This window comes from Streptomyces sp. NPDC058289 (assembly GCF_042880975.1).
Lineage (GTDB): Bacteria > Actinomycetota > Actinomycetes > Streptomycetales > Streptomycetaceae > Streptomyces > Streptomyces stoeckheimensis.
On record NZ_JBHVYI010000013.1, the window covers coordinates 87,118 to 102,243 of the forward strand.

9 protein-coding genes are annotated in these 15,126 nt (G+C 69.1%); 6 read left to right on the forward strand and 3 right to left on the reverse strand.

The genetic code is table 11. The features are described from left to right. Positions 1-28: 28 nt before the first annotated feature. Positions 29-1,948 carry an amidohydrolase gene (locus tag ACFVX6_RS09430; protein WP_389689595.1) on the reverse strand — a complete coding sequence of 640 codons (1,920 nt, stop codon included), beginning with the start codon at positions 1,946-1,948 and terminating at the stop codon, positions 29-31. A 177-nt stretch (positions 1,949-2,125) separates the two neighbouring features. On the opposite strand from ACFVX6_RS09430, the gene ACFVX6_RS09435 reads away from it, so the two are divergent. The 5 genes from ACFVX6_RS09435 to ACFVX6_RS09455 all read left to right on the forward strand — a co-directional run bounded on the left by ACFVX6_RS09435 (position 2,126) and on the right by ACFVX6_RS09455 (position 9,791). Next, the gene (locus ACFVX6_RS09435) at positions 2,126-3,232 is read left to right on the forward strand and encodes a LacI family DNA-binding transcriptional regulator (RefSeq protein WP_389689596.1); all 1,107 of its coding nucleotides are present in this window, start codon (positions 2,126-2,128) and stop codon (positions 3,230-3,232) included. Positions 3,233-3,386: 154 nt separating this feature from the next. Continuing rightward, a complete protein-coding gene (gene acnA, locus ACFVX6_RS09440; protein WP_389689598.1) occupies positions 3,387-6,101 on the forward strand; it encodes an aconitate hydratase AcnA in 2,715 nt (904 codons plus the stop codon). Between the two features lie 305 nt (positions 6,102-6,406). After that, the gene (ngcE, locus tag ACFVX6_RS09445; RefSeq protein ID WP_389689600.1) at positions 6,407-7,858 is read left to right on the forward strand and encodes an N-acetylglucosamine/diacetylchitobiose ABC transporter substrate-binding protein; all 1,452 of its coding nucleotides are present in this window, start codon (positions 6,407-6,409) and stop codon (positions 7,856-7,858) included. A 43-nt stretch (positions 7,859-7,901) separates the two neighbouring features. Then, positions 7,902-8,846 carry a carbohydrate ABC transporter permease gene (locus ACFVX6_RS09450; RefSeq protein ID WP_389689602.1) on the forward strand — a complete coding sequence of 315 codons (945 nt, stop codon included), beginning with the start codon at positions 7,902-7,904 and terminating at the stop codon, positions 8,844-8,846. Positions 8,847-8,858: 12 nt separating this feature from the next. Continuing rightward, on the forward strand, positions 8,859-9,791 hold the full coding sequence (locus ACFVX6_RS09455; protein ID WP_389689604.1) for a carbohydrate ABC transporter permease: 933 nt from the start codon (positions 8,859-8,861) through the stop codon (positions 9,789-9,791). A gap of 26 nt (positions 9,792-9,817) precedes the next feature. Here ACFVX6_RS09455 and ACFVX6_RS09460 read toward each other — a convergent pair whose 3' ends face one another. Further along, the gene (locus tag ACFVX6_RS09460) at positions 9,818-10,543 is read right to left on the reverse strand and encodes an MgtC/SapB family protein (protein ID WP_389689606.1); all 726 of its coding nucleotides are present in this window, start codon (positions 10,541-10,543) and stop codon (positions 9,818-9,820) included. 19 nt (positions 10,544-10,562) lie between these two features. Further along, on the reverse strand, positions 10,563-13,283 hold the full coding sequence (mgtA, locus tag ACFVX6_RS09465) for a magnesium-translocating P-type ATPase (RefSeq protein ID WP_389689608.1): 2,721 nt from the start codon (positions 13,281-13,283) through the stop codon (positions 10,563-10,565). Positions 13,284-13,871: 588 nt separating this feature from the next. On the opposite strand from mgtA, the gene ACFVX6_RS09470 reads away from it, so the two are divergent. Beyond that, positions 13,872-15,086: an ROK family protein gene (locus tag ACFVX6_RS09470; RefSeq protein ID WP_389443119.1), complete on the forward strand. Its 1,215-nt coding sequence runs from the start codon at positions 13,872-13,874 to the stop codon at positions 15,084-15,086. Positions 15,087-15,126 lie beyond the last annotated feature (40 nt).

Below are 15,126 nucleotides of genomic sequence, written 5' to 3' on the forward strand. Positions count from 1 at the left end.
CGCCCGGGAAGCCCCCGCCCCGGAGCCCTCAGTGCCCGCAGGCGTGGTGCCGGCCCTTGCCGCCGCCGTGGACCGAGGCGTACGAGGCCGGGCGCGCGCCCGCCGCCGCGGCGCGGGCCAGCCGGGCCGAAGCCGCCCGGCCCGACGCCGAATCCGCCTCGTGCACCACGCGGCCGCCGACCAGGGTCATCCGTACGCCCGTCCCGCTGATGTCGGCCACCGGACAGCGCGTCACGTCCCGGTCCAGGAGCACCAGGTCCGCCGCCTTGCCCGGCTCCACGGTGCCGGTCAGCTGCTCCTGGCGGAGCTGCCACGCCGTTCCCGACGTGTGCATCCGCAAGGTGGTGTCCCGGCTCAGCGCCTCCCGCTCCCGGTACAGCTCGCCGGCCCCTTCCGCGCCCTGCCGGTCGATCGCCGTCCGGAGCTGGTTCCACACCTGGAGGGCGTCCACCGGCCAGTCCGAACCGCCCGTCAGCCGTGCGCCCGCCTTCTCCAGGCTGCGCGCCGGGTACAGCCACCGGTGGCGCTCGGGCCCGATGTAGGGAAGCAGCGCCTCCACCGTCCAGGTGTCCCGCGCGGCCCACTGCAGCTGCATGCACGCCGCGACCCCGAGCTGCGCGAAGCGCCGCAGGTCCGCGGGGTCCACGAGCTGCAGGTGCGCCACCGCGTTGCGGGCGTCCCGCTGCCCCGTGACCCGCCGGGCGTACGCGTACCCGTCCAGAGCGGTGCGTACCGCCCGGTCCCCGAGCCCATGGGCGTGCATCTGCCAGCCCGCCCGGTTGAAGGCGGCGCTGAGCCGGCCGTAGTCCGCCGCCGAGGTGTAGAGCTCGCCCCGGTTCGAGGTCGGCTTGCCGTTCCCGTCGAGGTACGGCTCCAGCAGGGCGGCGGTCTGCGCCGGGTACTCGATGACCCCGTCCAGGAACACCTTGACCATCCCGAACCGGAGCCCCCGCACGCCCTCGAACTCCCGCCGCAGGCCCCGTGCGTACGCCAGTGAGCCCGCCGGGTCCTTGGCCTGGTCCGCGTCGAGCCGGATCGCGGGGACGATCCGCTGCGGCAGCTTGCCCGCGGCGGAGAGCGCCTGGTACAGCTCCAGTTCGTGCCGCCCCACCAGGGCGTCCATCATGGTGGTGACCCCGGACGCGGCGGCCAGCCCCAGCACCTCGGCGCACGCCGCGACGAGTTCGGCGCGGGTGTGCTCGGGTATCAGGCGCCGCACCAGCCCCTGGGCGTCGTCCTTGAGGACGCCCGTCGGCTTCCCGTCCGCACCCTTGACCACCTTGCCGCCGACCGGGTCGGGCGTGGCCGCCGTGATCCCGGCGATGTCCAGCGCCCGCCGGTTGGCCCACAGGTTGTGCCCGTCGCCGCCGATCAGGACGACCGGCCGCCGGGTCGGGAGCGCATCCAGCATCGAGTGGTGCGGAGCGGTGCCCGTGGGGAGCAGCCCGACCGGGTTCCAGTCCTCCACCACCAGCCAGCCGTCGGGCTCGGCGCCCGCGCCGCCGGTGTCGGCGAGGAAGCCGGTGAGGATCTCCAGCAGCTCGGCCGGGGTGGTCTCCGCGCTCTCCAACGAGGGGGACAGCGAGCGCTCGCCGGCCCCGAGCGGGTGGACGTGGCCGTCGTGGATCCCGCTCATCACGGTGTTGCCGCGGGCGTCGACCACCTCGGTGTCCCGGCCCACGTACCGTCGCAGCGCGGCGTCGGTCCCGGTGGCCAGGATCTTCCCGTCCCGGCCTACCGCGACGGCCCGCACGGGCCCCCGGTGGTCGGTCCCGGTGAACACCGAGGCGTTGCGCAGCACCAGCGCGGCCGAGTTCCGCCCGCCGGCGGGCGGGGCGGAGACGGCCGCTGCGGGCCCCGCTCCCAGCAGACCCGCCGCGCCCGCGGCTCCGGCGGCCGCGAGGAGCCCCCGCCGCGAGAGCGAGGCCGGCGAGGACGCAGCGGACACCGCGGACGGCAAGGACGCCGCGGACAGCGGGGACACCGTGGATCGGGTGGAAAACGGGGACCGGAGGGAAGGAGAAGACGACATGCACACTCCCAAACGTTTGCGTGGCCAGGACGCTGTTTGATTAAGGGCTTAACCAAAAGCCGCCTCCGGCGACGAAATCCGTACGATGGCGCCGTGCCCGCCCCCCTTCACGCCTCCGGCTCGGTCCCGATGCCCGCGCCCGCGCCGGTGCCGGTGCCGGGCCCGACCCTCGCCGACATAGCCCGCGCCGCCGAGGTCTCCACCGCGACCGTCTCCCACGCGCTCAACGGCACCGGCCGCGTCGGCGAGTCCACCCGTCGCCGGGTGCGCGAGGTCGCCGGGGCCCTCGGCTACGGAGCCCGGCGCGGCCCGCACAACCGCAGTCTGGGCATCGCCGTGACCACGTACGCCGGCTTCGCCTGGGACTTCGCGCGGATCGCCTACTACGCCCGGCTGCTCATCGCCGCCACCTCGGCGGCGCACGCCCACGGCTACGCCCTGACCACGCTGCCCGCCGACCGCGGCGCCGAGCCGCTGTGGCACACCCTGGCGGTGGACGGGATGCTGCTGATCGACAGCCCGGCCGACGACCCGGTGCTGCGCGCCCTGCGGGCGCGGGGGCTGCCGGTGGTCTTCGACGGGCCGCCGGCCGATCCGCGGCCGGGCGACGTGTGGGTGGACAACGACCACACCGCCACCACCCGCGAGGTGCTCGAGCACCTGGCGGCCTCCGGCGCGCGGCGGATCGCGCTGCACGCGGGCTACGGCCGGGAGTTCTACACCGGGGCCGTCACGTCAGCCTATGAACACTGGTGCGCCGAGCGGCGCCGGGCTCCGCTCGTGGTCCCCTTCGACCCCAATGACGACGCCGGGCACGTCTTCGACTCCGCCTTCACGGGGCCGGACCGGCCCGACGCCGTGTACTGCGTGTACGACCCGGGGGGCCGGCAGGTGCTGGCCGCCGCCGCGCGCCACGGCATCGCCGTCCCCGGTGGCGGACCGCGCACCGGCCCGGGGGAGAAGGGCGCCGGCCCGGGGGAGGAGGGCCTGCTGCTGGTCTGCGCCAGCGAGGACCCGGCGTACGCCGAGAACGAACCTTCCGTGACCACCGTCACCTTCGATCCGGAGCGGATCGCCGAATCGGCAGTTTCGTCCCTGGTCAAGCTCGTCGAATCCGGACATGCGGAATCCACTGGGCGGCTGACCGTACCGGCGGGGCTGAGGGTGCGTGCCTCGTCCCGGCCCCCCGGCATGTACTAGAGTTATCTCGACATCGAGATATCTGCCCCGGACGTGCCGCAGCCGCCCCGCTGGTAAGGGTTACCTAACTTAGCCTCACCTTAGCGGAAAGGCCAGAGTGCCTCGCGGCAGGATTGCGGCAATACGCGCGAATTCATGCATGAAGGAGACTGTCGTGTCGGCGAACAGCTTCGACGCCCGCAGCACGCTGCAGGTGGGCGACGAGTCGTACGAGATCTTCAAGCTGGACAAGGTCGAGGGCTCCGCCCGCCTTCCCTACAGCCTGAAGGTCCTGCTGGAGAACCTGCTCCGTACCGAGGACGGCGCGAACATCACCGCCGACCACATCCGGTCGCTCGGAAACTGGGACTCGCAGGCCCAGCCCAGCGAGGAGATCCAGTTCACGCCGGCCCGCGTGATCATGCAGGACTTCACCGGCGTCCCCTGCGTCGTGGACCTCGCCACCATGCGCGAGGCCGTGAAGGCCCTCGGCGGCGACCCGGCGAAGATCAACCCGCTCTCGCCCGCCGAGATGGTCATCGACCACTCGGTCATCGCCGACAAGTTCGGTACGGCCGACGCGTTCGCCCAGAACGTCGAGCTGGAGTACGGCCGCAACAAGGAGCGCTACCAGTTCCTGCGCTGGGGCCAGACCGCCTTCGACGACTTCAAGGTCGTCCCCCCGGGCACCGGCATCGTCCACCAGGTCAACATCGAGCACCTGGCCCGCACCGTCATGGTCCGGGGCGGCCAGGCGTACCCCGACACCCTCGTCGGCACCGACTCGCACACCACGATGGTCAACGGCCTGGGCGTACTGGGCTGGGGCGTCGGCGGCATCGAGGCCGAGGCCGCGATGCTCGGCCAGCCGGTCTCCATGCTGATCCCGCGCGTCGTGGGCTTCAAGCTGACCGGCGAGCTGCCGGCCGGCACCACCGCCACCGACCTCGTGCTGACCATCACCGAGATGCTCCGCAAGCACGGCGTCGTCGGCAAGTTCGTCGAGTTCTACGGTGAGGGCGTCGCCGCCACCTCCCTCGCGAACCGCGCCACCATCGGCAACATGTCGCCGGAGTTCGGTTCCACCGCCGCCGTCTTCCCGATCGACGGCGAGACCCTGAAGTACCTGCGCCTGACCGGCCGCGACGCCCAGCAGGTCGCGCTCGTCGAGGCCTACGCCAAGGCCCAGGGCCTGTGGCTGGACCCGGCCGCCGAGCCGGACTTCTCCGAGAAGCTGGAGCTCGACCTCTCCACGGTCGTCCCCTCCATCGCCGGTCCCAAGCGCCCGCAGGACCGCATCGTCCTCGCGAACGCCTCGCAGCAGTTCGCGCAGGACGTGCGCAACTACGTCAACGACGACGAGGAGTCCGGCAAGGAGTCCTTCCCGGCGTCCGACTCCCCGGCGTCCACCAACGGTGTGCCCACCAAGCCCACCCCGGTGACCCTGGCCGACGGCACCTCCTTCGAGATCGACCACGGCGCCGTCACCGTCGCCGCGATCACCTCGTGCACCAACACCTCGAACCCCTACGTCATGGTTGCCGCGGCGCTCGTGGCGAAGAAGGCCGTCGAGAAGGGCCTGACCCGCAAGCCGTGGGTCAAGACCACCCTGGCCCCGGGCTCGAAGGTCGTCACCGACTACTTCGACAAGGCCGGCCTGACCCCGTACCTCGACAAGATGGGCTTCAACCTCGTCGGGTACGGCTGCACCACCTGCATCGGCAACTCGGGTCCGCTGGAGGAGGAGATCTCCAAGGCGATCAACGACGCCGACCTCGCGGTGACCTCGGTCCTCTCGGGCAACCGCAACTTCGAGGGCCGCATCAACCCCGACGTCAAGATGAACTACCTGGCCTCCCCGCCGCTGGTCGTCGCGTACGCCATCGCGGGCTCCATGAAGGTGGACATCACCAGGGACGCCATCGCCACGGACTCCGAGGGCAAGCCGGTCTTCCTCGCGGACATCTGGCCCACCGAGGCCGAGGTCAACGACGTCGTCGCGAACGCGATCGGCGAAGACATGTTCAACAAGTCCTACCAGGACGTCTTCGCGGGCGACGCCCAGTGGCAGGCCCTGTCGATCCCGACCGGCAACACCTTCGAGTGGGACCCGCAGTCCACCTACGTGCGCAAGCCCCCTTACTTCGAGGGCATGACGATGGAGACCACCCCGGTCTCCGACATCGCCGGCGCCCGCGTGCTGGCGAAGCTGGGCGACTCGGTCACCACCGACCACATCTCCCCGGCCGGTGCCATCAAGGCCGACACCCCGGCCGGCAAGTACCTCACGGAGCACGGCGTCGAGCGCCGCGACTTCAACTCGTACGGTTCCCGCCGCGGCAACCACGAGGTCATGATCCGCGGTACGTTCGCCAACATTCGCCTCCGCAACCAGATCGCGGCGGGCACCGAGGGCGGCTTCACCCGCGACTTCACCGTCGAGGGCTCCCCGGTCGCCTTCATCTACGACGCCTCGCAGAACTACCAGGCCGCCGGCATCCCGCTGGTCATCCTGGCGGGCAAGGAGTACGGCTCGGGCTCGTCGCGCGACTGGGCCGCCAAGGGCACCGCCCTGCTCGGCGTCAAGGCCGTCATCGCGGAGTCCTACGAGCGCATCCACCGCTCCAACCTGATCGGCATGGGCGTCCTGCCCCTGCAGTTCCCCGAGGGCGCCACGGCGGCCTCCCTGGGCCTCACCGGCGAGGAGACCTTCTCCTTCACCGGCGTGGAGGAGCTGAACAACGGCACCACCCCCCGCACGGTGAAGGTCAGCACCGACACCGGCGTGGAGTTCGACGCGGTCGTCCGCATCGACACCCCGGGTGAGGCGGACTACTACCGCAACGGCGGAATCATGCAGTACGTGCTCCGCAACCTCATTCGCGGCTAAGCGCAAATCGGCACCAAAGGGCCGTACTTCCGTTAAGGAGGTACGGCCCTTCCGTTTCTGCGGGCGGCTCCGACGGTCCAGCTCAGGTGACGGTGAGGTCTCAACTCGGAAAAGCCGGGGCCCATACCGGTACATGATCTTGCTCACAGGAGCGGAAGTGGACTATACCTGTGCCCGTCCGGGTCACCGCGAAACGAGCGGCCCCGGACGGGGGGATGGCGGGGACCTGCGGTGATGTCCGCTGGGCGGCAGCAGTCGCACTTTCCTTCCTCCTTCACACTCCTGACGAAGGCGAGGACTTGAGCATGGGATCCACCTCCGCCCACGGCGAGCACAGCAACGGTGAGGGCTTCGGCCGCCGGGACCTGATCAAGCGCTCCGCGGCACTCGGCCTGATCGCCGTACCGACGATGAGCTTCCTGTCCGCGTGCGCCTCCGGCTCTGACGAGACGACCAAGGGCAACGAGTCCAAGGTGGCCGTCACCAAGGAGAACCCGTTCGGCGTCGCCAAGGGCGGCAAGCTCGACGTCGTGGTCTTCAAGGGCGGTTACGGCGACGACTACGCCAAGGCCTGGGAAGCGGCGTTCGACAAGAAGTGGGGCACCACTTCCTCGCACCTCTCCACCCAGGAGATCACCTCCAAGCTGCAGCCGCGCTTCAACGGCGGCAACCCGCCGGACGTCGTCGACGACTCGGGCGCCCAGCAGATCAAGCTGGACGTGCTCGCCAAGGGCAACCAGCTCGCCGACCTCACCGTGGTGCTCGACGCCCCGTCGCTCGACGACCCGACCAAGAAGGTCCGGGACACGCTGATGCCCGGGACCGTCGAAGGCGGCATGATCGGCGGCAAGTTCGTCGCGCTGCAGTACGTCTACACCGTCTGGGGTCTGTGGTATTCGGGCAAGCTCTTCAAGGAGAAGGGCTGGGCCGCGCCGAAGACCTGGGCGGAGTTCATGGACATCTGTCAGAAGGCCAAGGCGGCCGGCATCGGCGGTCTGGCCCACCAGGGCAAGTACCCGTACTACATCAACGTCGCCATCATGGACCTGATCGCCAAGAAGGGCGGCCTGGATGCCATGAAGGCGATCGACAACCTGGAGCCGAACGCCTTCGCGGACAACCCGGTCGCGCTGGAGGCCGTCGAGGCGGTCTACGAGCTGGTCGAGAAGGACCTCCTCATGCCGGGCACCAACGGCCTGACGCACACCGAGTCGCAGACCCAGTGGAACCAGGGCAAGGCCGCCTTCATCACCTCCGGCTCCTGGCTGGAGAACGAGCAGCTCAAGCAGACCCCGGACGACTTCGACATGCAGTTCCTGCCGATGCCGGTGCTGCCCGGGTCCAAGCTGCCCTTCGAGGCCATCCGCGCCGGCGCCGGCGAGCCCTTCATCGTCCCGGAGAAGGCCGCCAACAAGGCCGGTGGCCTGGAGTTCCTCCGCTCGATGCTGTCCCGCGAGTGGTCGACCCTGTTCGCCCAGCAGGCCAACTCCCTCACCGTCCTCAAGGACGGCGTGGACCCGACGGTCAAGCTCCGTCCGGGCACCCAGTCGGCCGTCGCCGCCCTCAAGGCGGCCGGGGACAACACGTTCAACTACCGCTACGCCGACTGGTACAGCGCGATGGGCACCGAGCTCGAGAACGCGTCCAATGAGCTGATGGCCAAGCGCATCCAGCCCAAGGAATGGATCAAGCGGGCCCAGGCTGCGGTAAACAAGGCGACCGAGGACCCGAACGCCAAGAACAACAAGCGCAGCTGACACCGCGTCCACCGGGCACCCGGAAACACCAGGGACGGACACCATGAGCCACGTAGCAAACAGCAAGGGGCGGGGCGGCTTCATCGCCGGCTTCCTCATCCTGCCCCTTGCGCTGTACCTGACCTTTGTCATCTGGCCGTACATTCAGACGTTCGGCTATTCCTTCACCAACTGGACGGGTCAGTCACCGACTTTCGACTTCGTCGGGCTGGACAACTACTCGGCCTTGATGAAGGACGAGGTCTTCGGCGGCGCGCTGCTGCACAACCTGCTGCTCTTGGTGTTCGTCCCGGCGGTCACCATCCTGATCTCCCTGTTCTTCGCCTTCATGCTGAACGCCGGCGGGCGCAGCGGAGCAGGCGGAGTCCAGGGGGTGGCGGGTTCCGCCCTCTACAAGGTGATCTACTTCTTCCCGCAGGTGCTCTCCCTCGCCATCCTCGCGGTGCTCTTCGGAGCCGTGTACCGCAGTGACGAGGGGGGCCTGCTGAACGGGTTCCTCACCAAACTGGGCCTGGTCGACCCGGCCCACCCCATCGAATGGCTCAACGAGCCCAACTTCGTCCTCTGGTGCCTGCTGCTCGTGGTCGTCTGGCACGGGGTCGGTTTCTACCTCGTCCTGTTCTCGGCCGCCATGCAGTCGGTCCCCAAGGACATCTACGAAGCCGCACTGCTCGACGGCGCGGGGCGCGCCCAGACCTTCTTCAAGGTCACGCTGCCCCTGCTGTGGGATTCTGTGCAGACCTCCGCGGTCTATCTGGGCATCGCCGCGATGGACATGTTCGTCCTCGTGTCGACCATGACCTCGGGCCAGTTCGGCGGCGGACCGGACCACCACAGCGAGGTCATGGCGACGGTGCTGATGCGGAACTTCCTCTACTTCGGCAATGCGGGCTACGCCTGCGCCATGGGGGTCGTGATGCTCGTCCTGACCCTGATCCTCTCCGCCATCACGCTGCGGGCCACTCGCCGCGAGCACGTCGAGTTCTAGCGGGAGACCACGATGACCACAGTTGTCAAAGCACCGGGCGAGGCGGCAGCCGAGAAGAAGCGCTCCGCCGCCACCGGGCACCCCCGCGGGAAGCGCGACGGCGGTTCCGAGGGCATGGTCCTCAACGTCTTCTCGCACGGTTTCCTCGCCGTGTGGGCGATATTGATCATCTTGCCCCTCATCTGGCTGGTGCTCGGTTCGTTCAAGACCGACGTGCAGATCGGCGAATCGGCCCTGAGCTGGCCGGCCAACTGGCACTTCGACGCCTTCCCCCGCGCCTGGAACAAGGGCATCGGGGACTATTTCGCCAACACGCTGATCGTGATGGTGTTCTCGGTCCCGCTGACGATGCTGCTCGGCTCGATGGCCGCGTACGTCCTGGCCCGCTACCCCTTCTGGGGCAACCGGCCGATCTACTACTTCTTCGTCAGCGGGGCCATGTTCCCGGTCTTCCTGGCGCTCGTCCCGCTGTTCTTCATGGTGAAGCGGCTGGACATGCTCAACTCGTACCAGGGCCTGATCCTGGTGTACGTGGCGTACTCGATGCCGTTCACCGTCTTCTTCATGCACTCCTTCTTCCGGACGCTGCCGACGGCCGTGCACGAGGCGGCGGTGATCGACGGGGCCTCGCACACCCGGATCTTCTTCCAGGTGATGCTGCCCATGGCCAAGCCCGGCCTGATCAGCGTGGGGATATTCAATGTCCTGGGCCAGTGGAACCAGTACATCCTGCCCTCCGTGCTGATGCAGCCGCAGACCGGATCGGACCCCGAGCGCTACATGCTCACCCAGGGCCTGATCCAGCTGCAGTACCAGATGGGCTACGAGACGGACCTGCCGGTGCTGTTCGCCGGTGTGACCATCGCGATGATCCCGATGCTGGTGGTCTACCTGTCCTTCCAGCGGCAGATCCAGGCCGGTCTGACCTCCGCCACGCTCAAGTAGTACGGCCGCTCACCCGGCACGGCCGCTCACGCAGCGGACGGGTCGGGCACGACCGACCAGCTGACCGCCGAGACGGAGGGGTCGAGAGAGAGGTTGCTGACGGCTTCCTCGAGCATCCGACCCCCCTCGCCCTCGGCGGTCAGCCGTGCGGACACCGTCACCAGGCCGGCCTCCGGGCCGTCCTGGCTGCGGATCGAGCGCAGCTGGTAGCCCGGCCGGCCCAGTGCGTCGACCAGCCGGTGGCGGATGTGGGCCTCCTCCGCCTCCAGGCACACGGCCTCGAAGTGGAAGTCGGTGGCCACCTCGGCTCCGCCGCCCGGCTCGCGGTCCATCCGCCGGCCCAGCGGGCGCAGCAGGAGGTTCGCCCCCACCACGCCCACCGTGCCGCAGGCCGCCAGGACGAACATCCCGGTGCCCGCGAGAGCGCCCACGGCCGCCGAACACCACAGGGTGGCGGCCGTGTTCAGGCCCCGGACGCTCAGCCCGTCGCGCATGATCACGCCGGCGCCCAGGAAGCCGATCCCCGAGACGATCTGGGCGGCGACCCGCGAGCCGTCGTACTGGACCTGCGAGACCCCGCTCATGAACCCGTACTGCGAGAGCAGTACGAACAGCGCGGCCCCGCCCGCCACCAGGGCGTTGGTCCGCAGACCCGCCATCCGGGCCCGCCACTGCCGTTCCAGGCCGATGGCCGCCCCGAATCCGAGCGCCGCGACCAGGTGCCCGGCCATCTCCCATTCGGTGAGCATCATCGGCCTGTCTCCCTTCTTGCTACAGCCAGCTGTTGAACTTGCGGATGTACACGGTCTTCAGCAGCTGCGTGAGCGTGCAGTACGCCAGCAGCACGCCGATCAGCCACGGGAAGTAGCTCGCGGGCAGGGGTACGAAGCCCAGCGAGGCGGCCAGCGGCGAGAAGGGCAGGAAGAGCCCGGTCAGCACCGCGAGGACGGTCATCACCATCACCGGCCAGGATGCCCGCGACTGGATGAAGGGGATCTTGCGGGTACGGATCATGTGGACGATCAAGGTCTGCGAGAGCAGTCCCTCGATGAACCAGCCGGACTGGAAGAGCGCCTGGTTCGCCTCGGTGTTGGCGGCGAAGACGTTCCACATGATGACGAACATCGCGATGTCGAAGATCGAGCTGATCGGGCCGATGCAGAGCATGAAGCGGCCGATGCCCTTGGCGTCCCAGTTGCGGGGCTTGCGCAGGTACTCCTCGTCCATGCGGTCCCACGGGGTGGCCAGCTGGGCGATGTCGTAGACCAGGTTCTGCACCAGCAGCATGATCGCCAGCATCGGCTGGAACGGGATGAAGGCGCTCGCCACCAGCACGGAGAAGACGTTGCCGAAGTTGGAACTGGCCGTCATCTTGATGTACTTGATCGTGTTGCCGAAGGTGGTCCGGCCCTGGATCACGCCCTGCTCCAGGACGGTCAGGTCCTTCTCCAGCAGGATGATGTCGGCGGACTCCTTGGCGATGTCCACGGCGGTGTCCACCGAGATGCCGACGTCCGCGTCGCGCAGCGCGGCCGCGTCGTTGATGCCGTCCCCGAGGAAGCCGACCGTGTGGCCGTCGGCCTGCAGGGCCCGTACGATCCGGGCCTTCTGGACCGGGTTGATCTTGGCGAAGACCGTCGTACGGGCGGTCAGCGCGCGCAGTTCGGCGTCGTCCAGGCCGTCGATCTCGGCGCCGCCCACCACGTGGCCGACCGTGAGGCCGACATCGGCGCAGACCCGGGCGGCGACGAGCTCGTTGTCGCCGGTCACCACCTTGACCGCGATGCCCTTGTCGGCCAGGCCTTGCAGGGCCCGTGCGGCGTCGGCCTTCGGCGGGTCGAGGAAGGCGAGGAAGCCGACCAGGGTCAGCTGGTCCTCGTCGGCGACCGTGTAGGTGTCGCGCGGCGTGTCCATCGTGCGGGTGGCGACGGCCAGGACGCGCAGGCCCTTGCGGTTGTTGTCCTCGGCGATGCGCGAGACGTGCCACCGCCGCTGTTCGGTCAGCTCGACCTTCTGCCCGCGGTCCGTCATGTGGGTGCAGAGGTCGAGGACTTCCTCGACGGCGCCCTTGGTGATCATGACGTGCTCGGAGCGGCCGAGGTCGCCCACGATGCTGTTGCGGTTCAGGACCACGGACATCCGGCGCCGGGCGAAGTCGAAGGGGATCTCGTCGACCATCGAGAAGCGAGCATCGACGACAACCTCCTCGGCCTCGCCCACGCGGTCGATGACCGCCTGGTCCATCAGGTTCTTCAAGCCGGTCTGGAAGTGCGCGTTGAGGTAGCCGTACTCCAGGACCTCGTTGTCCTCGTCGCCGTGCACGTCGAGGTAGCGGTCCAGGACGATCCGGTCCTCGGTGAGGGTGCCGGTCTTGTCCGTGCAGAGCACGTCCATCGCGCCCAGGTTCTGGATGGCGTTGAGCCGCTTGACGACCACCTTGCGCTTGGACATGGCCACCGCGCCGCGCGCCAGGTTGGCGGAGACGACCATCGGCAGCATCTCGGGGGTCAGGCCGACCGCCACGGCGATGCCGAGGAGGAAGGCGGCCTCCCAGTCGCCCTTGGTGAAGCCGTTGATCATGAAGACGACGGGGACCATCACCAGCATGAAGCGGATCAGCAGGAAGCTGACCTTGCGCACCCCGGTGTCGAAGTTGGTTTCCGGGCGCTCGCCGACCAGGGAGCCGGCCATCGAGCCGAAGTAGGTGTCGGAGCCGGTGGCGACGACGAGCCCGGTGGCGGTGCCGGAGGTCACGGAAGTGCCCATCAGGCAGAGGTTGTCGGCTTCGACGGGGTCGGTGGTCCCGCTCTGGCCGAGGTCGTCCGTCCGGGTGTCGGCCTTGGCGACCGGCAGGGACTCTCCCGACAGGGCGGCCTGGCTGACCATCAGGTCCTTGGCGGTGATGATCCGCAGGTCGGCCGGGATCAGGTCCCCGGCGGCCAGCTTGACCACGTCGCCCGGGACCACCCGGTCCATCGGGATCTCGAAGGTGGTGGGTCCGGAGCCGCTGCCGGCCCGGCGCTGTACCGCGCAGGTGGTGGTGACCAGTTGCTTGAGGGCGTCGGCCGCCCGGCCCGAACGGTACTCCTGCCAGAAGCGCAGCAGGCCGCTGATCCCGACCATCACCGAGAGGATGACGACGCCGGGGTCGCCGGGCTCCTGCCAGTACATGACAGCGGCCAGGAAGACCAGGACGGCGATGAAGGGGTTCGCGTACGCCTTCGCGAGCTGGACGTACCAGCGCGGGGCGCGTTCCTGGGCGATGACGTTGGAGCCGTGGCGCTCCAGGCGCAGCGCGGCCTCGGCGTGGGTGAGGCCGTTGCGGGAGGCGTCCACCTCCTGCAGGACCTGGACGCCCGGACGGGCGCTGATCGCGGCGAGCCGCTCGCCGACGACCCGGGTACGGGCCTCCAGCTCGGCAGCCTTGCGCTCGCGGCGGGCCCGGCCCGGGGGCGCGAGCTTCGTGGGGGTACGGGGGGTGAGCATGGTCATGACGAAAACCTCCCTCCACGGTGTCCGGGCAGCGCGAAGCCGAGCGGTCACGTGGAGTGATCATGGGTCGGCGTGCGGCGGCGGCAACGGCTGCGGGGCACGCCGGTGGGCATGGATGACGCAGGCCCGACGGGCGTCAGGGCATGCGGAAGGGGTTACGAAGGTGAATGCAGAAACGCACGGAGGCGGCGCGGGGCCGCGGGCGTGCACACTCGAAGAGAGACCGGCCGCTCAGGGAGCTCAGCCGAAGAGAGCGCTGCAAGGACTTCGATCGGGACTCATCCCGAACACCTCCTTGCGTAGCACTGTCATTACAGAAGACGCCCTGTCCGGCCGTGAAGGCCGTGGAAGACAAGCGCCACGGCGACCGTAGCACGATAGGGATGGAGGTCTCTCTCATACTTATGACCGATAGTGGCCGATTCGTGCTGCGTCGGCCTCTTGACGTCGTGAGGCGCAAAGGCTCGACTTAAGGTTCACAAGTTGGAGAGACGCCGGGGTCTCGTGTCAGTCGGGGCATGCAGCCGCTGACGGCCCCGGCCGGGGGGCGACGGCTTGCCGTTGCTTATGGGCAGGAGTGAATGGGTCGTGCAGACTCCCGGATCGCAGTCTTCACTGCATCGCGCCAATCTGGAGCGCGTCGTACGGGCGGTACGGCTCGCCGGTTCGCTGACCCAGGCGGAGATCGCCCGGAGCACCGGACTCTCGGCGGCCACGGTCTCCAATATCGTCCGGGAACTCAAGGAGGCCGGGACCGTCGAGGTCACGGACACCTCCGCCGGGGGAAGGCGGGCGCGCAGCGTCTCGCTCAGCGGGGACGCCGGCATCGTGATCGGCGTCGACTTCGGCCACACGCACCTGCGGGTGGCCGTGGGGAACCTGGCCCACCAGGTGCTGGCCGAGGAGTCCGAGCCGCTGGACGTGGACGCCTCCTGGGTCGACGGCTTCGACCGGGCGGAAGCCCTGGTGGGACGGCTCGTCGAGGGCATCGGGATCGGCCGTGACAAGGTCATCGGCGTCGGCCTCGGCGTACCGGGCCCCATCGACGTGGAGTCCGGCACCCTGGGGTCCACCGCGATCCTGCCGGGCTGGGCCGGGATCAACCCGCGGCGCGAGCTCTCGCAGCGCCTGGGCGTCCCCGTCTACGTGGACAACGACGCGAACCTCGGAGCCCTCGGTGAACTCGTTTGGGGGAGCGGCCGGGGAGTGAAAGATCTGGCCTACATCAAGGTCGCCAGCGGCGTCGGTGCGGGGCTGGTCATCAACGGCCAGATCTACCGCGGACCCGGCGGCACGGCCGGCGAGATCGGGCACATCACGCTGGACGAATCGGGTCCGGTCTGCCGCTGCGGCAACCGCGGCTGCCTGGAGACCTTCGCCGCCGCCCGGTACGTGCTGCCGCTCCTGCAGAGCAGCCACGGACCGGAGTTGACGATGGAACGGGTGGTGGAGCTGGCCCGCGACGGGGACCCCGGCTGCCGTCGGGTCATCACGGACGTGGGCCGTCACATCGGCAGCGGCGTGGCCAGTCTGTGCAACCTCCTGAATCCGAGCCGGGTGGTCCTGGGCGGCTCGCTCGCGGACGCCGGTGAACTGGTGCTGGCCCCCATCCGTGAATCCGTGGGGAGGTACGCGATCCCCAGTGCCGCCCGACAGTTGTCGGTGCTCACGGGGTCCCTGGGCGGGCGCGCCGAGGTACTGGGTGCGCTGGCCCTCGTACTGAGTGAGATGGGCGATTCGACGCTTTTGGCGGAAAATGGGAGTGGGGTACGAGCTCCCGCCGTCTTGTCTTCAGTTAGATAACGGATGGCACCGTTGTCATCTCGTTAAGGATTCACTCCTT

What these genes read in the sequence shown, in the direction of transcription:
- ngcE (WP_389689600.1), top strand. Translation starts at nt 6,407, where the DNA reads ATGGGATCCACCTCCGCCCACGGCGAGCACAGCAACGGTGAGGGCTTC.
- ACFVX6_RS09450 (WP_389689602.1), top strand. Translation starts at nt 7,902, where the DNA reads ATGAGCCACGTAGCAAACAGCAAGGGGCGGGGCGGCTTCATCGCCGGC.
- ACFVX6_RS09455 (WP_389689604.1), top strand. Translation starts at nt 8,859, where the DNA reads ATGACCACAGTTGTCAAAGCACCGGGCGAGGCGGCAGCCGAGAAGAAG.
- ACFVX6_RS09460 (WP_389689606.1), bottom strand. Translation starts at nt 10,543, where the DNA reads ATGATGCTCACCGAATGGGAGATGGCCGGGCACCTGGTCGCGGCGCTC.
- mgtA (WP_389689608.1), bottom strand. Translation starts at nt 13,283, where the DNA reads ATGACCATGCTCACCCCCCGTACCCCCACGAAGCTCGCGCCCCCGGGC.